This window comes from Pseudarthrobacter ribosi (assembly GCF_055412865.1).
The window spans coordinates 37,027-57,928 of record NZ_JBVAYZ010000004.1 but is presented as its reverse complement, the minus strand read 5'-3'; the positions used below and the strand labels follow the sequence as shown (position 1 = coordinate 57,928).

General features: G+C 61.8%; 8 protein-coding genes. 5 read left to right on the top strand and 3 right to left on the bottom strand.

Features of this window, described 5'->3' with window-relative positions; genetic code table 11:
- Positions 1–369: 369 nt before the first annotated feature.
- The 3 genes from ACZYZ5_RS05360 to ACZYZ5_RS05350 all read right to left on the bottom strand — a co-directional run bounded on the left by ACZYZ5_RS05360 (position 370) and on the right by ACZYZ5_RS05350 (position 4,833).
- Entirely contained in the window at positions 370–3,351 is a 2,982-nt protein-coding gene (locus ACZYZ5_RS05360) for an NACHT domain-containing protein (RefSeq protein ID WP_463899795.1), read from the bottom strand.
- A 149-nt stretch (positions 3,352–3,500) separates the two neighbouring features.
- Positions 3,501–3,734 (bottom strand): hypothetical protein, encoded by a 234-nt coding sequence (locus tag ACZYZ5_RS05355; RefSeq protein ID WP_463899793.1) that lies wholly within the window; start codon positions 3,732–3,734, stop codon positions 3,501–3,503.
- 259 nt (positions 3,735–3,993) lie between these two features.
- The gene (locus ACZYZ5_RS05350) at positions 3,994–4,833 is read right to left on the bottom strand and encodes a carbohydrate ABC transporter permease (RefSeq protein WP_463899792.1); all 840 of its coding nucleotides are present in this window, start codon (positions 4,831–4,833) and stop codon (positions 3,994–3,996) included.
- Between the two features lie 160 nt (positions 4,834–4,993).
- On the opposite strand from ACZYZ5_RS05350, the gene ACZYZ5_RS05345 reads away from it, so the two are divergent.
- From ACZYZ5_RS05345 to ACZYZ5_RS05325, 5 genes are all read left to right on the top strand, one after another.
- Positions 4,994–6,037 carry a hypothetical protein gene (locus tag ACZYZ5_RS05345; protein ID WP_463899789.1) on the top strand — a complete coding sequence of 348 codons (1,044 nt, stop codon included), beginning with the start codon at positions 4,994–4,996 and terminating at the stop codon, positions 6,035–6,037.
- A gap of 190 nt (positions 6,038–6,227) precedes the next feature.
- Entirely contained in the window at positions 6,228–6,602 is a 375-nt protein-coding gene (locus ACZYZ5_RS05340) for a hypothetical protein (protein ID WP_463899786.1), read from the top strand.
- A gap of 450 nt (positions 6,603–7,052) precedes the next feature.
- The gene (locus tag ACZYZ5_RS05335; protein WP_463899784.1) at positions 7,053–9,914 is read left to right on the top strand and encodes a helicase-related protein; all 2,862 of its coding nucleotides are present in this window, start codon (positions 7,053–7,055) and stop codon (positions 9,912–9,914) included.
- Positions 9,914–14,536: an Eco57I restriction-modification methylase domain-containing protein gene (locus ACZYZ5_RS05330; protein ID WP_463899783.1), complete on the top strand. Its 4,623-nt coding sequence runs from the start codon at positions 9,914–9,916 to the stop codon at positions 14,534–14,536. The genes ACZYZ5_RS05335 and ACZYZ5_RS05330 overlap by 1 nt, the downstream gene beginning before the upstream one ends.
- Positions 14,536–20,901, top strand: coding sequence for a DEAD/DEAH box helicase (locus tag ACZYZ5_RS05325; protein ID WP_463899780.1), 6,366 nt, complete (start codon positions 14,536–14,538; stop codon positions 20,899–20,901). Before ACZYZ5_RS05330 ends, ACZYZ5_RS05325 begins: the two co-directional genes overlap by 1 nt.
- Position 20,902 lies beyond the last annotated feature (1 nt).

Genomic DNA, 20,902 nt, shown 5'->3' with positions numbered 1-20,902 from the left:
GCTGATGTGGACGCCTTCGACACCGAGCAACGTGTCCGCGCGCGTGCACCAGCGGCCATCGGAACCAGACATAGAGGTAGTCATGTCAGGGTCTCTTTTGAATATTGGTTGCTTGGTCGCTACCAATTCAAAGAGGCCCTGACCTCTTTCCCGCCGCACCACGCCGCACCGGAAACGGCCTATACCCGCGGCGCCGGACTCAGACCGCCCCTATCCATACTCATCTGCGAAGGGCCTTGCGCGGCGACGACATCCGCACCAACAGCGGCGACCCCGCGCCGTTCTAACCCCCCGACAGGACCGACACGACGGAGAGCAATCCGAAACCAATCGTCCCGTGTGGTCGGCGCAAACTAACTCGGTTCCGGACTACTCCGCACCCGCTCGCAGAATAATCGGCGCTTGATGACTATCTGCCACCGCGGAGGGCGTGGGAGTCGAATCCTCAAATATGTCCACTTCCCCATTCATCCATTTCTCGGCGAATGTGGTCGCTTTTTGGGACAATGAAGCAGTCGTTAGATCGACCACTTTAGCCCCATTTCTCTTCTCTCGAACATTTATCACATCGCCGATATATCCCTCTACCTCACCCGGATAGTGCCCGTTGTACATGATCGTCAAGACTTCATGCTCAGCCAAAGCTACCAAAAAGCCAGCATCCAGGACGGCCTGGGGCTTATTCGGCAGGAGCTCCATCTTTTCACCAAAGGAGGTCCTTGTAAGACGATCCCGAGCGGGATCGCCGACTCGCTTCGGAGTATGGGACCAGAACTCATTCAGAAACGCTTCGGCCAGCGACTCGCCACAGGCAAATTCCTGCCGCGCATCCATGGGTAGTGGGCTTCCGCCTATTTCCCACAAAATCGTGGCCAAATTGGGGATCATGAAATATCGAAACTGGGAATCATTACCTCCAAAGAATGTTTCAACAAAGCCGCAACCCTCCTTGTGGTAGGCCTTCAACGTGGCATCCACAGATTGGACACCGCTAACCATCAAACCCGGGCGACTAGCGGGCTGATCTGCCGAGTAGGCCCGCAGATGCGAGGCGGAGTTTTGAGCAATTTCATGAAAGGTGGGCCACCAAGTAGACCACGGTGAATTGGATCGCACGGCAGACGGCCATGTCACACCTAAGCCGAGGAACACAAATTCGCAGGCCGCTTTCCACATCTCACTATCCGGTTGCTCCAGGGCCGTCGCTAAGTATGCCTTGTGAGCCTCAGCAACAGTATCTTTATGTGCAATGAGGCCAGCGCGCATCACTGAAAGCCAAGGGCCGATGATCGAAATCTCTGCACCCGATGTCTCGACCATATCCTTGAGCATTAGAGTGAGACAGCGATGAGTCAAGTCGCGCATGAACGAGGGTGACAAAGTCGAAAAGGAAGCACAACGGCCAACAAACTCCAAGATGTTGGTGCGCCCGTGAAGTGTACGCTTCCTCGGCTCGTCGATCATAATTCGCAACGCTCGTTCAGAGCCGCGGTCCACCGCTTTATCTTCAATTTGAATCGCTAACTGCGCGACTACATCCCATTCTTCCGCCGCAACCTTAGGAAGGAGGGCGCGAGCCAATTTCTCGGGTGTGTCGTTGATCCGGGTGAGGTGAAAGGCCGCGAAGTACTCCATAAAGGTGCGGTGGGTAAATGTAAACAAGGGCTCGCCCTCAGCCGTGGTCCCAGCGTCCGCGAAGACCCACGCTCTTCCCTTGCAAAAATCAACAAATTCCGCGGCAGCTCTCGTGGCGCTATCCTCTGTTTCAAAGGCTCGCCCTCGGAGGTAGGTCGCCATCTGACGAACCAACTTCTCGTAGGAAACCCCGACGTCGCCGGATCCGCTCAGTAGCATCCAGTGGGCAACGTGCATCAACGCTGCGTTCACATGTGCTCGCGCTTCAAGCGGCACCTCAATCGCCCGGTGTCCGTCCCATTTTTCGAACAACAGGGTAGAGCACTTCTCGTAAACGGCGGGGCGGTTTCTCGGGATAAAGTTTTCGCCGCGGAAGATGATGCACATCAAAGCCAGCATCAGTGGATTTGTCCGAAGATCGGTTACCGACTCGCTTTGCGCAATAAATGATCCCGCGAGCCGGTCGGCTTGCTGTTCCGAGTAGTCATCCTGCGATGCAAACCACTTGTGAACGTAGTCACGCACGTCATCCGGCTGGAATTCGGAAATTACGCGCACTTGATAGACGTCGGGATCTAACCGAGCCTGGTCGTACCCGATTCGTCGAGAAGTTACCAGGATCGCGGCAAGCGGGTATTTGATACCGAATAGCTCCACCATGGCACTCACGGCCCGACGTTTGGTGGTGTCAATCAGCTCATCGAGTCCGTCAAATATCACCACCGCTTCACCTGACACCAAGAGATCCTCAACAAACCCCGCCGGCGCAGGATGTTGATAATGAGCATCTAGTTGCTGCTCAATGTAGGCGGCAATCGAAAGTTCACTGGGTTGCTTGGCGTACTCACGCAAGGTCACATGGAAAGGGACTACGCCTCCATCATTTGTTGCCCAATAGGAAGCCAAATAGTTCGAGAGCGTTGACTTTCCCCCGCCAGGGTCGCCCAACAAGACAGTACGGTCGATGGTGGTCCGAAAATGCTCAAAGGGGACAGCCGTACCGTCCCTGTAGCTGTTGGGCCCGCCTGTGGAGATTGTAGGCATCACGTAGAGCTTCGACATCGGAATCTTGCGGCTGGTATCGAAGTCGGGCGGAACGATATACCCGTGGTCCTTCTCGCAGAGCCTGCGATATGTCGATAACCAAAGTCTGCGCAACTCAGCATCCTCCGTTGAGGAAGCCAGAGATGCCGAGTGCCGGTCGATGTTCTCCAGTACTGTAGTCAATCGTTTGAGGAGGGCTGTGCTCTGAAGGGCAACCAGAGTTTCTGGGTTGGAGGTCCTCACCGCGGCTACGACAGCCTGACACGACTCAGAAAGTGCAGGCACGACGTTTTCGCAGAAATACTCTACGTCTGAATCAGCCGCCTTCGACTTGAGGCCATTTGTGATAACGAGAGTCATCGAATTTTTGACCAAGGCCAGCTTTTGCTCACTGTGGTCGGTTACCACAGCAAGGAACATCTCTTTGATCAGACCACGGAAAGAGGGGCTCTCGATGATGGGACGGACCAGTCCTGCTACCACTGCCCCGCGCATGTAACCGGCGAGCCTCGCAGGCCGGACGGCTGTCGAGACAGCCTCCACATCAAGCTGCTGGACGATAGTTGTGAGGCGATCGCGCTTCTGTTGCTTTTTCCGGTCTGAATGCTCGCTGACCATCACAGACGCCTGAATAACGGAGTCGAAGAGTACCGAAACTAGGCCAAAATCCATCTTTAGAACGCTCCCCGATGCTTCCACCCTGAGACCGATTTCAGGCGTCCCGAAAGCGTAGCATCGGGAGGCCCCACTTCACCGGAGAAGCCCTAGTCCCCTGAATCCATACTCCCAAGGTGACCATTGCACGCGTTCCACCGGTCGGCTTAGTCCCGCAGCACCCAGACGGCGTTGCTCGGCTGCAGCCAGCCGTTCTCGGCCAGAGGCTCCGCGCTGAGCAGCACAGTCCCGGCAGGGAGTCTGACCGGCTCGGTGCCCATGACGACGGCGACGAAGAAGTCGGCGCTGCGTTCGCAGATCAGCAGGTTCCCGGCTTCGACGCGCCAGGTGCCGCCGTCGTTGGGGCCGAAGACCTCGTTCCTCCAGAGCAGCCGGCGCATGTCCAGCGCCTTGGTGACCAGCGCCAGCGAGGATTCCGGGTCCTGCTGCTGGAGTTCGATCGCGCGGGTTCCCCATGCCGCGGGCTGCGGAAGCCACGGCTCCGCGGCCGGTTCAGCCAGCGAGAATGCCCGGCGAGGTCGCCCACGCCGTCGCCGTCAGCGAAGGAGCGCGGGTAGACCTGGTAGATGACGGCGGACTGCCACCACTGCACGTCGGGCGTGAAAGTGTTTTCCTCGACGGTGCTGGATTCGACCGGACTCATTTGCTGGCGCCCGCGGTGAGGCCCTCGACGATCCGCCGCTGGAAGATCAACACCATAATGACCAGCGGGACGGTGACGATCACGCCGGCGGCCATCTGCTCGCCGAAGGGCGCCTGGAATTCGGTGGCGCCGGTGAACTTGGAGATCGCGACCGTGGCGGTCTGGATCTTCGGGTCGTTGATCATCGACAGGGCGATGATGAACTCGTTCCAGCTGTGGATGAACGTCAGGATCGCGGTGGTGAAGACGCCCGGCGCGGCGAGGGGCAGCAGCACCCGGCGGAACGCCTGCCACTTGGTGCAGCCGTCGATCATCGCCGCTTCCTCGAGGTCGAACGGCAGGGCCTTCATGAAGGTGGTGAGGTTCCAGACCGCCAGCGGGATCGCGAAGGACAGGTTCGGCACGATCATCGCCTGGTAGGTGTTGATCCAGCCGACGTCGGTGAAGAGCCGCAGCAGCGGCACCACGACGGAGATGCCGGGGAACATCGAGGTGGCGATGATGACGCCCAGGATCACGGACTTGAAGCGGAAGTTCAGCCGGGAGATGGCGTAGGCGGCGAACACGCCCAGGACCAGCGCGAAGGTGGTCGTGGTGCCGGCGACGATCAGGGAGTTGAGCAGCGCCTGGCCGAACATCGTGGAGCCGTCGAAAACCTTGGCGTAGTTCTCCAGCGAGAACGGCGCCGGCAGAAGGGTGTTGTCGAAGATGTCCGCGGTGCGGCGGAGGCTGGAGACCATCCAGTAGAAGGGGGCCAGGCAGTAGGCGAAGATCAGGGCCAGGCCGGCGTAGACGCTGTAGGAGCGCCCGTCGACTTGTACTTGTGAAAGGGGCAATCCTGTGTGTAGCAATTCGGCCGAACGAATCGCTTTGCGTCGTAACGTACCTGGCCATCCAGCGAGCTTGTTACTCTAGAGCAGTGAAAGTGACCGAGGTGCACCCAAGGCGGATTGGCGCAAGCAATTGCGACGGGGTTCGAGCCCCCGGTGCATCCCAATGGCTGTAGACGTCGAGGTCGAGTGGCATTATCGATTTCAGCCCTACGTTCCATGGGCCGATGATTCTGAATTGAATCGTTTTTTTCGGCCTGTGGATGGGGATGGAAGGGTCGGGTTATTCTCGTTGGCCTTGAGATACCACATTGATATTAAGCGTTATAAACTAAGCGATGGATTAATACTCAGGATTACCAACTCCGCAGATTGGGTTGGGCAACCCGGAATTCCAAGGTTGCCACTAAAAACCGACCTGAATGGCCTTAGTGGCTCCATCAAGAGTGTGATGATAGAGCGTTATCCTGGTGGTTCTGCCCTTATACGAATTCGAGCTAACGTAAAAGTCGAGTCTGAAGATCCGGATTTTTTGACTTTACTAAAGAAGCTTTCAACGTTAAGGGTTGCAAAAGAGGTCTTAGCTACAAAAGTTATTTTCAGAGAAATCGTTAGCAAACTTTTTCCTGGATTGGAGACTAAGTCTACTACGCAGTTCTCCATGATGATAAGACTGCCCGATACTAATGCTGACTTCAGGCGAAAGCTGCGCAGCAGTAGACGTGAAATTGTGGCATTCCATATTGGTGTCGGAAATGCCTTCGATATTGCCCCCTCACTCGTTGCGGAGTTGGAAAGCCGCTGTGCGAATATCAATCTAAAGTCGAATACGGAAATGATGATCGCCAATGCCCAGGGAGTGACATATTTGGCGCCCGCCAGAGTTGAGGACAGTCCTTATCGTGATCGATTCGACAAGTCTGTGTCACTTCTTTCGATGTCTACCTACTTTAGTGATTTGTTGCTACAACCAGAAGGCTTTCTTGATGAGGGGCCGAAGGGTTTGTTATGGAAGTCGGTCGCGAAGACCGCGAGTCGATGGATACTCTTCGGGGAGAATGCGCTGCATCGAAGCGTCAGCAACCAGGTTCTGTGGAAAGTCTTTGTAGATTCCTTTAACCTGCCTGCTCTGATTCGGGAGTTGCAGGTTGTGGATGGCTTCGGATTTGATGTGGTTCCGAACCTGACTGAGGAGAATTTGAATCACTAATATAGCCACCCCTGCTGCGCCTGGCCAAGAGTTTAATGGTATTCCGATAGCTATTTGGGCGGCGATATTCACTTTCATTGCAGGTAGCATTATCACCTTTTCCTACCGGCTTATCGATAGGAACAGACTTAATCGCGATACAAGGATTGACTTAGTTTCTGATATTCTTGATTCGTGTCGGGAAATTGCCATGCAGCACCAAGGTGCGATCTTGGCATGGAGTGACCGATCACTGGCGGAAGCAAAAGCCGAAAAGGCTATGCTCAAACTTACTGAACGTGGCCGGCGTGTGGATGCCCCCGTATTCAAGTGGATCCGGACCATGTTGGAAGCCGTTCAGTTTGACGATGCGTGGCAGGATCCGGGTGTTTTTCGACGGTCGATTGAGGCGCCGTTAATCCATTGGGCGAGCACCCGAAATAATATGGAGTGGTTTGAGTTGCGACTCAAAGGCGACAGTTTCTCCCCTTTTACGTTTGAAAGCTGCGCTTATCCTGCGGCGCATTATTCTGCATCAATGTATTGGAAGCGAATTGTCGATGCTTCTCGTATTATCTTCCGATAAAGGTGATTTCAGTTTGGGTACTTGTTTCCAGTTGAATGACGCAGTGTGTCGGACTTGCTCTAACTTCTGCTCGGTTCATTAGCGGACGTGGGTATTCACATGGGGGGTACCTCAACTCGCTAGTTCGGCGTGAATCCAACACCTGTGACCTCAACCGGGCCCTCTCGGCTGTCTAACTGCCAGTCTTGGACAAATCCCTAGCGTGACCGCGACTACGATGGCATCGGCACCTGGTGGGCACGCAGGCTGCGACTCTTTGCCATTGCTCATACCGGGTGCTCAGAACGACCCAGAAGCCCATTACCGACCCTGGATGACGCTAAGTGTCCTCAAAGACTCCGCGGACCGACCGCCGGGAGGCTACATAGCCGTACATAATGGCTTGGGAGCATCAGGCCGTGCAACGGCGAAAAGCTCCCGCTGGGGAACCACGAAGTACAGGAGCAGGTCTTGACAGTTACAGCCACACACCGGGAACTCAATGTCGCACCCGGTTCGGTGGTCCGTGTGCGTGACGAGGACTGGCTCGTCACCAGCGTCGAGAAATCCGTCGACGGTACCCTCATTAGGGTCCAGGGCCTCAGCGAGCTTGTCAGGGACACCACGGCCGCTTTCTACTCCGCACTGGACACCATCGAAGTCGTGGACCCGGCCAAGTCCAAGGTCGTGGCCGATGACACTCCCAACTACCGCCGGGCCCGCCTGTTCCTGGAGACCACCCTCCGCAAGACGCCGACACCCCAGTCGGCGGAGTACCTGACCGTCTCCACCCGCATGCTGTCGCGGAACCTCAAGTACCAGCAGATCGCCGTCGCGAAAGCCCTGGACACCAAGAACATCCGGCCACGTATCCTAATCGCCGACGCCGTAGGCCTCGGCAAGACCCTCGAGATCGGCATGATCCTCAGCGAACTGGTCAAACGCGGCCGCGGCGAACGCATCCTCATCGTCACCCCCCGCCATGTGCTGGAGCAGATGCAGCACGAACTATGGTGCCGCTTCGCTCTGCCCTTCGTCCGCCTCGACTCCGCCGGCATCCAGAAGATCCGGCAGAAGCTCCCGGCCACCCGCAACCCCTTCACCTTCTACAAGCGCGCCATCATCTCCATGGATACACTCAAAAGCCCCCGCTACCGGGCACAGCTCGGCAAGCTGCATTGGGACGCAGTGGTCATCGACGAGGCCCACAACGTCACCAACACCCAGGCCCTGAACAACGAGCTGGCCCGGGTGCTTGCGCCGAACACCGAGGCTCTCATCCTGGCCTCCGCCACGCCGCACAACGGACGCAACGAGTCATTCGCCGAGATCCTGCGACTGCTGGATCCGACCGCCGTCCGCCCGGATGGCACTTTCGACCCCAAGCACGTGGAGAACCTCATCATCCGCCGGCACCGGCACAGCCCTGAGGTCGCCCAGGAAGTCGGCGCGGACTGGGCCGAGCGGGAAGAACCGGACAACAGACTCGTGTCCGCCTCCGCGGCGGAGAACGCCATCGCCGAGGAACTCTCCGACGTGTGGCTCTACCCCGACGGCAAACCGGCGCCGTATTCGGGTCAGAACGGCGCGCTGTTCTCCTGGATCCTAGCCAAGGCGTTCCTCTCCAGCCCTGCCGCACTTCTCGAAACGGTCACCGAGCGCCTGAGGAAGCTCGACGCCGATTCCCCCTCAGAGGCCAAAGAAACCGAAGCCCTTAAACGGCTCTGCAAGCTCGCCGAGACGGCCAACACAGGCAACTCCGCCAAGCACACGGAACTCGTCAGCTACCTGAAGAAAATCGGCGTCGGCAAGGGCTCCCCGATGCGGGCGGTGGTCTTCGCCGAGCGCGTCGCCACCCTGAAATGGCTGCAGGAGACACTGCCCAAAGCTCTCGGCCTCAAGCCCGAAAACGTCGGCCTCCTTCACGGTGGCCTCAGCGACGTCGAACAGCAAAGCATCGTGGACCAGTTCAAGCGCGGCAACAGCCCGCTGCGTGTCCTGGTCACCGGCGACGTCGCCTCCGAAGGCGTGAACCTGCACGCCGAATGCCATCACCTGATCCACTTCGACATCCCCTGGAGCCTGATCCGGATCGAACAGCGGAACGGCCGTATCGACCGGTTCGGCCAGCGCCAGAAACCGCAGATCACCACCCTGCTCCTGAACCCTCTCAACACCCGTTTCTCAGGCGACATCAAGGTCCTGACGCGCCTGATGGAACGCGAGTACGAGGCGCACACGGTCCTCAACGACGTCGCGTCCCTGATGGGGCAGTACAGCGTCAAGCAGGAAGAAGACGCCATCCGCGACGTTCTGCTCGGCAAGAAGGACTTCGAGGACGTCGTCGGGGATCCCGACGCCGATCCGGACTCAGGCGATCTCTGGGACTTCCTCGACTTCGAGGCCTTGAAGGATGACGGGGAAACCGAGACCATCCCGGTCGAAGAGCCGCTCGGTCTCTACTCCACGGACCTGGACTTCCTTGACGAAGCCCTTAACGAGGCCTTCGGCGATCCGCACAAGGTCCTCGGCTGGACCGTCCACGCCGGACACGGCCTCGCCGAACTCAACCCGCCCGTCGACCTCCAGCACCGGCTCGGCTACCTCCCGCAGAACTACCTGGCCGAGCGGCGGGTCACCGAGCGGCTCAAACTCGCCACAACAGTCGACGCCGGCACCAGGGAACTGAACCGCGCCCGCGAATCCGATGACATGAGCTGGCCCGAGGCCCACTACCTCGGCCCGCTCCACCCCGTCCTGGACTGGGCCAGCGACCGGGCCCTGTCCTCGATGTCCCGCAGCGAAGTCCTCGTGGTCCGCGGCGACGTCGACGCCGCCCAGGTCCTGCTCATGGGGACGTTGATGAACCGCCGCGGGCAGGTGGTCTCCAAAGCGTTCATCGCCGTGGACTTCCCCGACCCCGCCAACCCGACGTTCTGTCTCTCCGAACCCCTCGAAGATCTGGGTGCGCACCTAGGCAGCATCGGCGTCGACGCCAAGGCGACCAACCCCGGACCGGTCAGGGTGAACGGGCTGCAGGCCCTGTTGCCGCAGGCGGTGGAGAGCGCCCGGCAGACCATGCAGCTGACGTTTGAAGCGGCTGCCGACTCTGCCAACCAGCGCCTGCTGGCCTGGAAGGACCGGGCCACGGGCTGGACCCAGCTGTCCTTCGACTTCGCGCAGCGGGCGGAAGTGAAAAAGCAACGCGAGCGTGTCAGCGAGGAGCAGCGCATCGCGGAGTCGCTCGCCCCGGCCCAACGCCTGGTCCGCCCCCTCCTGATCGTCGTTCCCCGCGCAACCCCTGTCGCCGTCCCGGAAGGTGCTGACCAGTAATGCCGTCCTTTGATTCCATCGTTGTAGGCGAAGACTGGATTAGCGAGCACTTCTTCACCACGGACTCCACCAAGGAATCCTTCCAGGCCGAGGTCGCTAAACTCCGCAAGAGCTGGGACGAGGCAGGCAAGGAAGGCCACCTCACCACCCTGACCCGCTTCGCCGAGGTCCGCGGACGCCTCCAGATCCTGCTCGCCGGGCTCTCGGAAGATCCGGCGGGTGCGTCCGAGGCCTACGCCCTACTGCGCGGTGCCCTCGGGTTTAAGGGTACGACGGCGGCCGTCACCTTCGAGCGCAGCGGCACCGAAACGCTCGTCCCCGGCGTATGGGCCATGGAGAACTTAGAGGTTCTGTTCCTCGAGGCCGCCCCGGCGGACGCCCTGGAAGACGTCCTGTCCACGGCGTTTCCGCTCGGGCGGGTTCTGGTGGACGGTAAAGAGCCTTCCCCGGCGCTGACGGTGGCGAAGACCGTGTCCGAGGCGTATCTGTCGGACAAGGCCCCGAAATTTGTCGTCATCATGGCGGGACGTTGGCTGGTGCTGACCGAACAGGAACGCTGGGCCGAGGGCCGCTACCTGGCCGCGGACGCGCTCCTGGTCGCGGACCGCAACGACACCAAGAAGAACGCCGAGACGGACCGGTTCCTGACGATCTTCGGCCGCGACTCTCTTATGCCGACGCCAGATGGCTCCATCTGGTGGGACGGCGTCCTTGAGGCCTCCGTCAAACACACCGTGGGCGTCTCCCAAGACCTGCGCGAAGGCATCCGGCGTTCCATAGAAATCATCGCCAACGATGTCCTGGACCGCCGCCGTGCAGCAGGTCTGGGCGTCGAGGACGTGGACGGTCAGGTCCTGGCCCGCCAGTCCCTGCGTTTCCTTTACCGGATCCTCTTCCTTCTTTATGCGGAGGCCTCCCCGGAGATGGGCGTCCTCCCCGTCGGGGCTGGCGAATACAACGAGGGCTACGGCCTTGACAGGCTGCGGGAATTAACCCTGGTCAACATCCAGTCCCCGGAGTCCCGTCGCGGCACCCACATCTACGAATCCCTCGCGCAGCTGTTCCGCCTGGTGGACAACGGCCACGCTCCGGCAGGAGCAAACCCGACCGACCATGCCTCCGGTGAGAACGAGGGCCTGGTCTTCCAACCGCTCAAGGCCGACCTCTTCCACGACGCCGCAACGTCCCTCATCAACGGCACCAAGCTCAGCAACGCAGAGCTGCAGCGAGTCCTCCAGCACCTGTTGCTCAGTAAGGAAACCAAGGGCAAGGACCGGGGCTTCATTTCCTACGCGGAACTGGGCATCAACCAGCTCGGGGCCGTCTATGAGGGCCTGATGTCCTACACGGGTTTCATCGCCACGGAGCCACTGCACGAGGTGGCCAGGGACGGGAACCCGGAAAAGGGTTCCTGGGTGGTCCCAGTGGACCGGTCCGAGTCCATTGACGCCAAGCACTTCGTGGTGGAGGAAGACGAACGGACAGGGGAGCGGCGCCCGGTCCTACACACCGCAGGCTCGTTCGTCTTCCGGCTCGCCGGCCGCGAACGCCAACAGTCTGCCTCTTATTACACCCCTGAGGTGCTTACCAAGTTCGTCGTCTCCCAGGCGCTCGAAGAGCTGATGGACCAAAACGACCAGAAGACCGCGGCCGACGACATCCTTAACCTGACGGTCTGCGAGCCGGCCCTGGGATCCGGCGCGTTCGCGCTGGAAGCGGTCCGCCAGCTCGCCGACGAGTACCTGAAACGCAAACAGGATGAGCTGGACGTCCGGATCCCCGCGGACGAATATCCGCAGGAACTCCAGAAGGTCAAGGCCCAGATCGCGCTGCACCAGGTCCACGGCGTGGACCTGAATTCGACGGCGGTGGAACTAGCCGAAGTCTCCCTCTGGCTCGACACCATGGTGAAGGACCTGCAGGCGCCCTGGTTCGGGCTTCGCCTGCGTCCAGGCAACTCGCTGATCGGCGCCCGCCGAGCCACGTTTTCACGGCAGTCAGTCAACGACAAGTCATGGCTGAAGAGCGCACCGCAGGACGCGCCTGTGACCGGCCTCGTCGATGCTATGAATGCCGAGTCCGACGATCCCAACGTGGTGGGCCGCATCCATCATTTCCTGCTACCTGCCGAGGGCTGGGGCGCGGCGGCCGAGGCCAAGGAAGTCAAAGATCTTGCAGCGGAGGCCCAGAAGGAGCTCAAGGCCTGGCGCAACAAGATCAAGTCCAAGCCCAGCAAAACGCAGAGCGACCGTATGGTGAGCCTCGGGCGTCGGGTCGAATCCCTGTGGAAGCTCACGCTGCGCCGGCTTCAGGTCGCCGAATCGGAGGCCCGCCGGGACATCGACTACTTCGGCAAACACCCTGCGGTTGTAGCGCCCGGCGATGCAGGAACTCGGCCTGAAGCCGTCACCCGCGAACAGATCGAGGAGACCCTCAACGATCCGAACGGCGCCTACCAGCGCCTCCGCCGGGTCATGGATGCGTGGAACGCGCTGTGGTTCTGGCCTCTTACCGAGCGGGCGACCGGCGGGGCAACGCCTCCCACACTGGACGATTGGCTCGCAGCACTGGAAATGATTCTTGGACTGCAGGGCAAGGAATCGAAGATGGCGGGGCAACAAACGTTTGGTGCCTCCTCAACCTGGGAAGAACTGAACGACGCCGAACGGGCCGACCTCAGTTTTGCCCTGGTGGCCGACATCGATATCGCTAAGAAGCAACATGGCTGGCTTCAGGTTTGTGAAGATGTCGCCACCGACCAGGGCTTCTTTCACTGGGAACTGGACTTCGCTTCAGTGTTTGGACGTGGGGGATTCGATCTTCAGGTGGGTAACCCGCCGTGGGTCAGGCCGCGCTCTGACGAAGCCGCTCTGTTGGGCGAAGGCGATCCGTGGTGGCAGTTGGCGGAGAAACCGACGCAGGCACAGATCAAGGTCAAGCGCGAAGAGACTCTGGGCCGAGCGGGAATGCGAGAATACTTCGTTGAGAATGCGATTCCCACGGCTGTCCTCGCGGAATTCCTAGGGTCAGTCGGTGATTACTCCGTGTTGGCTGGCCTGCAGCCGGATCTTTACCGGGCGTTTATGGTTCGCACCTGGCGTTCCTCCTCTGAGACCGGGTCAATTGCCTTGCTTCATCCTGAATCACACTTCACTGAGAAGAAAGCCGCCCACCTCAGGGCCGAGACCTACCGTCGTCTGCGCCGGCACTGGCAGTTCATCAACGAACTGTCACTTTTCGAGATCGATCACCACGTGACTTACGGCGTTCACGTTTACGGGGCACGACGCGAATCTCCACAATTCAAGATGGCGGCATCTCTATACCACCCGGAAACCATCGCCCGCTCCGAGGTTCACGACGGATCCGGCGAAGTTCCGGGTTTAAAAGACGGCGATGGCAGGTGGGACACTCGGCCCCACCTCGAACGCATCATCCATGTGGACGAAGCTGCCCTGGCCGTGTGGGCCAACATCCTCGATGATCTGGGCACTCCAGCGGTCCAGGCGCGGATGGTCTATCCCGTGAACCGTGCAAGCTCGCGAGTGCTCGAAAAACTGAGCAGGGCGCCCCGAGTCCGAGAACTGGGACTTCAGTACTCGCGCGGATGGGATGAGTCCATCGACCGCAAGAAGGGGTACTTCGAGGTCGGCTCCTCTGTGCCTGGCTCCTGGGAGGACATCATCCTGCAGGGCCCGCACTTCACTGTGGCGAACCCTTTTGCCAAGCAACCCAACCCGACTATGAAGAATAACCTCGATTGGACGGAACTTGATTTGGAGGCGCTCCCCGCGGACTTCATTCCTCGCACGAGCTATCAGCGTGCCATGTCGGCCACGGAGTACAGAGCTGAGTATACGAAGTGGATGACAGTGGACGGTGCGGCTGACCCCCTGGACTACTTCCGAATTGCCTGGCGCCGAATGTCGTCCACGACGGGTAAGCGCTCGTGGCACGCAAGCGTCATGCCACCGGGAGCCGCACATGTTGATGGAGTCCATGCGGCGGGGCGACCCGACTTGTCCGCAGCGTCCATTCTTGGTACCGCCGGAACGTTTGCTTCCGTTCCAGCAGACTTCCTCCTCAAAGTTTCCGGAGCAGGGGACTTACGCGGAGCGTTTGTTGAAGGATTCCCGATTCTAGGGAGAAACCAAGAAGAAATCTCCCGGGAGCTAGTGGGCCGAATGGCCCAACTTGTTTGTCTGACAGAAGTATTCGCCCCCTTGTGGGCAGACGCCACAGGTACTCCGTGGCACTCTAACGCAGGTCTCCGACTTGCTGAATCTCGACGAGCAACTGAAATCGAAATAGACGTCTTGGTGGCGATTGCCTGGGGCTTGTCCATCGATGAACTGTGCACCATCTATCGAACTCAGTTTCCCGTTCTCCGAGGCTACGAAGAGAACGACCTGTATGACGCGAACGGCCGCAAAGTTCCAGGCGACATGAATCGGCTCTATCGCAAGGTCGGCGAGAACCTGACGCTCGCAGAACGAACTTGGACGCACCCGCAGAGCAGCGTGGAGTACGTGTTCGAGTTCCCTTTCCAAAGCTTCGACCGCGAGGAAGACATGCGGACGGCATACGCGCACTTCTCAAGCATGCTGGAGGAGAATTCCTGATGTCTGAGCTTCTGCCCACCACCCAGGCCGGGGACCTGCGTCGCGGACTTTCCGACTACCTCGCCACCACGTTCGCGCTCACGGACGGGAACGCACAGTCCGCCATCAAGGACTTCCTTGCTGATCCGGACCAAGGGCTCTTCAAGGGCGCCTATGTCCGGCTGCGGCTTCCCTTTGAAACAGCGGAACCTGGCTGGCGAGACTGTCTGGACTGGTACGACGGCTTCGAGCCCTACGGTCACCAGGCGAAGGCTTTTCAACGGCTCAGCAGCAAAGGCCACGGTGGCGCACGCCGTCGCCCCGAACCGACCCTGGTCACCACCGGCACCGGCTCCGGGAAGACGGAGGCGTTTCTCTACCCGATCCTGGACCACGTGCTGCGCGACAAGCGGGACGGCATCACCGGGATCAAGGCGCTCATCCTCTACCCGATGAACGCCCTCGCCAACGACCAGGCCAAACGCCTGGCCGAGTTGCTGACCGCCCACGCGGAGCTGTCGGGGGTCACCGCTGGAATCTACACCGGTCAAAAGGACACCAACCGAACGAAGGTCGCGCCGGACGGTCTGATCAATGACCGCGACGTGTTCCACCAGGACCCGCCGGACATCCTGCTGACGAACTACAAGATGCTGGACATGCTCCTGCTCCGCCACGCCGATTCGCCGCTCTGGCAGAAGTCCGCGACCAGCCTGCAGTACGTGGTCCTGGACGAATTCCACACCTATGACGGCGCTCAGGGCACGGACGTGGCCATGCTGCTGCGCCGGCTCGGCCTGACGCTCAAGAGCTACTGGCCGGACGACCTGACGGAGCGTCCGCACGGGCTAAGCGAGGAAGACCGCGCGCGGCCGCTCGGCCGGGCCACTCCAGTCGCCACGTCCGCAACCCTGGGCAGCAAAGGCGACCCGGACGCGATGCTCCGCTTCGCAGAGACGGTCTTCGGCGAGGTGTTCCCACCCGACGCCGTCATCACCGAGGCCCGGCTCAGCCAGGAGGCCTGGACAGAGCTCGGCAACGGAACCAATCAGGGCCGGGACATGCACGCAATCGCCCTCGACGTCACCAGCACCAACAACACGGTCGCGGAACTGCGCGAGGCCGGCGGCGGCCCTGAATCCGTCGTCGGGCCCGTCCTGGAGACGCTCTTCGGTGATCGCCCCGCGGATCTCTTGGACGCGATGCGCACGCACCCGCTGACCGCCGCCCTGCTGACGCATGCGAGCACCGCCGTCGCGCTCTCGGACCTGACGAACGCGATTTTCCCGGCCCATTCGCTGCCCGGCAGGGTGAGTCCGGACGCCGCGGAAGAGTTCGTCTCCCACGTCATCGCACTCCTCAGCCACATCCGCGCCCGCCACGGCAGGGCCGCCCTGACCGTTGAGACGCACCTGTGGATCCGCGAGATGTCCCGCGTGGACGCCGCCGTCGACACCACACCACGCTTCCGCTGGTCCGACGACGGGGTGGACCAGTCCCACGACATGTTCCTGCCGGCACTCTATTGCCGCCACTGCGGCCGCTCGGGCTGGGGCGCCGTCCTGGCCCCCACCGGCCTGGACCTGGAGCTGGATGATTCCAAGATCCGTGAAGCACGCGTCACCAACAACCCGCGCTTCCGGACCCTCATCTCGGCCGCTGCCGAGGCGGACATCATCGAGTTCCACCAGGGTGGCTCTGAGCAGGTGCAGGGCCTGCACTGGCTCCACACTGTCAACCGTGGTCTCTCCACCATGCCCCCGAATGCGGACAGCGCCGACCTCGCCGAAGGGCGGATCATTCCCGTCCTGATGCTCACCGGTCAGGACGCGGACGACCAGTCCAAGAAGGACGTCTGCCCGTCCTGCCTGGCCAAGGACGGCATCGCCTTCATGGGCAGCGCCGTCGCCACCATGCTCTCCGTTAGCATTTCCAACCTGTTCGGCGCCGAGGGCCTGAACGACGAGGAAAAGAAAGCCCTCGTCTTCACCGACAGCGTCCAGGACGCCGCGCACCGGGCCGGATACGTCCAGTCCCGCTCCCACACCATGACGCTTCGCACCGCCCTGCGTCGCGCCCTCGGCGAGCAGCCGGCCACACTCTCGGAACTCGTGGACACCGCGATTGCCCGCGCGGACACATCCGGGGACCGATACCAGCTCATCGCGCCCGAATTCGTGGACCGGCAAAGCTTCCGGCCCTTCTGGGACCCAAAGGCCACCCCGGCGGAACGCGTCCGGGCCAGGCGCTTCGCCAAACGCCGGCTGCAGTTCGACGCCCTCCTGGAGCTCGGCCTCCAGTCCCGGACCGGCCGGACACTGGAACTCACCGGGTCCCTCGCCGTCGAAACCGATGCCGGCAACCCCACCCGCATGCTCTCCGTGGCCCGGAAAGCCTACGACTCGGCCCTCCACCAGACCATGGTCGGAGAGACCGCGCCCACGCAGCAGCAGATGCTGCACTGGATTCGTGGCACGGTGGAAAGGGTCCGCCTCCAGGGCGGCGTCAACCACGAATGGCTCAAAGGCTACATGGCGACCGACGGCAAACGCTGGCAAATCTGGGGCGGGCGACCCAAGGGCGAAGGCATGCCCGCGTTCCCCTCCGGCCGCCCCGCGCCGGCCTTCCCCCGGATCGGCAGCGCCGCCGCAGCCACAGACAACCTGGACGGCGTCACGTCTTCGGCGTCCTGGTACGCACGCTGGACGGCCCGCTGCCTCGGCGTCGCCCCCGCCGACAGCGGTTACCTGGCCAAGGCACTCATTACGGCACTCGCCGACGACGGAACCCTCGACAGCTCCAAGACGAACTCGGGCGCCGATGTCTATTGGCTCGACCCGGAGAAAATCGTGCTCTCCGTGCCCGACGCCGAGGATCTGGCCGCAGGAGGCCACACCGTCCAGTGCAAGGTCTGCCAGGCCATCACCCCCGGAAGCCTGACGGTCATCGACCAGCTGGTCGGGGGCCCCTGCACCCTGGTCCGCTGCAGCGGCACCCTGCAGCGGCAAGCCTCCGACGCCCGCAACTTCTACCGCGACCTCTACTCCTCACGCGAAAGCAAGCGCGTCGTGGCACGGGAACACACCTCGCTGCTCGATGACGCGACGCGGATTCTCTACGAAACCCAGTTCAAGTCCGGCGCCGACAACCCGCAGGCTCCCAACGTCCTGGTGGCGACACCCACGCTGGAAATGGGCATCGACATCGGCGACCTCTCCTGTGTGATGCTAGCCTCGCTGCCGACGTCCGTAGCCTCCTACCTACAACGGGTCGGCCGCGCCGGCCGCCTGACCGGCAATTCGCTGGTCCTCGCCTTCGTTCGAGGCCGCGGCGAGCACCTGCCCAAACTCCACGAACCGCTCTCCGTCATCAATGGGGAGGTCCGCCCGCCGGCCACGTACCTGGACGCCCAAGAAATCCTGGGTCGCCAGTACGTGGCCCACGTCGCGGACCGCTTCGCCCGGGCCTCGGGCCGGCCGCACCCGGTTGACGCCATCCAGGCCCTCGGGAGCGTCGCGCCTGGATCGTTCATCGGGGACCTGATCGAGGACGCCACGGCGAATGCTACCGGGTATCTCACCGAGTTCCTGGACCAGTTCGGCGAACGGATTTCCCCGGACAGCGCCGCCCGCCTGGCAGCGTGGGCGTCACGGCACGACGACGGCGAGCCCAGCGGCCTCGCCCGTCATCTGGTACGGGCGGCGGGGGAGTGGAAGGCCGACGTCGACGAACTGGACACCCGCCGCAAGGAGGTCGGCAACGCCCTGCCCGAGCTGGAGGCAGCGGCCGCCCAGGCGGAACGGTTGGACGACAAAACCTCCGACGCGCACCAGGCCCTTCGGACGGCCAAAGCCACGCTCAAGATGATTCGGGACCAGCTCAAGCAGCTCCGCGGTCAGTACTGGATTTCGGTCCTGGAAGCCTACGGCGTGCTGCCGAACTACACACTCCTGGACGATTCGGTCAGCCTGGATGTAGGGCTGTCCTGGAAGGATGCGGACACGCAGGAATTCGTCACTGACACGGTGACCTACAATCGCGGCGCCTCCGTGGCCCTGAGCGAATTCGCGCCCGGCGCCACGTTCTATGCCCAGGGCATGGAGATCCTGATCGACGCCGTGGACCTGGGCCCCCAGCAAAGCCATATCCAAAAATGGCAGGTCTGCCCGCAATGCGGCTGGATCAAGACCGACCTCGGCGCCGCAGCGGCCGTGCTGAACTGTCTGCGCTGCGGCACCTCGGCCATCGCTGATATGGGCCAGGTCCTCGACGTCGTGGTCATGAAGAAAGTCTCCGCCGAAGTCCGTCGGGATGAGGCAGCGATCAATGACCGCAGCGACAACCGCGTGCGGGAACGCTTCACGATCGTCGCCGCGGCGGACATTGACCCGCAGCACCTGCAGAAGCGCTGGTTTGTGGAGGGCTACGACTTCGGTGCCGAATACTTCAACCGGGTGGACATCCGCTGGCTCAACACCGGACGAACAGCATCCAACGGCGGGGTGCGGACCATCGCCGGCGACGACGTCCGGACGCCCATGTTCCGGCTGTGCTCCTACTGCGGCCAGCTGGACCAATCCGCCAAGGAGAATCTGCCCACCGAGCACCGGTTCTGGTGCAAATACCGCAAGGCAGCCCAGGAAAGCGTCAAAGAAGTGGTGCTCGCCCGGGAACTGAACACCCAGGGCGTGGTGCTGCACCTGCCCCTCGACGTGACCTACGGCGACGACTTCTCCGTTCCCAGTCTCCAGGCAGCCATGCTGCTGGGTCTCCAGAAAGTCCTGGGCGGGGCCCCGGACCATCTGGGAGTGCTGCGGATCAACGATCCGGCGCACGGCGGGAGCCGGATTGCCCTGATGCTGCACGACAAAGTGCCCGGCGGCACCGGCTACCTGGCCGAGTTCGCCAACCCCGAACGGGTCTGGGAGCTGCTGCATGCCGCGTGGCAGACTGTGCGCGACTGCAGCTGCCGCTTCGAGGAGCGGCTGGCATGCCACCACTGCCTGCTTCCCTTCGCCGATCCGTGGACGGTGGACAAGGTGGCTCGGGCCAGCGCCGAACGCCTGCTCGGCCTGCTGCTGCGCTCCGGCGAGGCCGCCACGGACGTGGCCGTCGCGCCGTCGTTCTCCGACTGGACTGTCACCGATGAGGCGCCCGACGCCGAGACCTCGATCGAATCGCTGCTGGAAAAGCGGTTCCGGAAGGCCTGGATGGATCGGCTGAAGGCAGTGGGCGCACACACGAAGGTGACCCCCGGTGCGCTGGCCGACACCATCACCTTCCGGATCCCCGGGCAGCAGTTCCAATGGCAGCTCATCCCGCAGGTGGATGTCGCCGGAACCCGCCCCGACTTCCTGCTCAAGGGCCCGCCGGACCCGAACTTCCCCGTGCTGGCGATCTACACGGACGGTTTCACTTTCCACGCGTCCCCGGAACACAACAGAATCGCGGACGACGCTACCAAGCGCGACAAGCTCCGGCACAGCTCTGAATTGTCCGGGGCCGCGGTGCCGTGGGCAGTGACGTGGCAGGACGTCGAGGCGTTCGAAGCCGGTCCTTCGGCGCCGGTGGTGCTGCCTTCCTGGGCCAATGCCAAGCTCAACGCGCAGCTCATGGCCAACTATCCCGTGAATGCCGCGATCATGGCCCTGCTGGGCAGGGACGCAATGACGATGCTCTGGGAATGGGTCAACCGGCCTGATCCCGAGGCCTGGGCGAACTTCTCGGAACTTGTGCCGCTCATGCTGATGGCGCAGCGGCCCGAGCCCGGCGACGCGGAGGCGATGTATGCGCACGCGGCGGCGCTGTCCCAAGGCGCGACCCCGGCTCTGCCTGCTGGCACCGTCACGGCCTGGACGTACAGTTCGGGGAGTCTGGGGTTCGCGGCGGCCGGGTCGCCCAAGAGTCTGTCCACGATCGCCGTCGGACTGTGCCTGGACGACAGTGCAGAAGCGGTCGGTTCGCCCGCGCACGAGGCGTCCTGGCGCGAGTGGTTGCGGCTCTCCAACCTCCTGGCGTTCAAGCCGATAGGTCTGACGATCGGATCGGTGATGTCTACGGTCAGCGCTGGCGGATCGGTCGAGGAAGAGGCCGCGCGGCTGGAGATGTCAGACGGGCTCAGCCCTGCCTGGAACGAGCTGCTGGATCAGGCCACCGAGTTCGAGAAGACTCTGCTGCTGGCTATTGCCAATGCGGACGTCCGGGTTCTGCCAGAGCTCGGGTTCGAGGTGGACGGCATGCCGGTCTCGATAGCCTGGCCGGACTACCGGATCGCCGTCGTTCTAGACGGTGACGACGGACGATCCGAACTTGAGGCCGCCGGCTGGGCCACCGTGGGGACTGACGTTGACGATATTCGCGAACTGTTGAAGACGAAGGGAGCTTGAT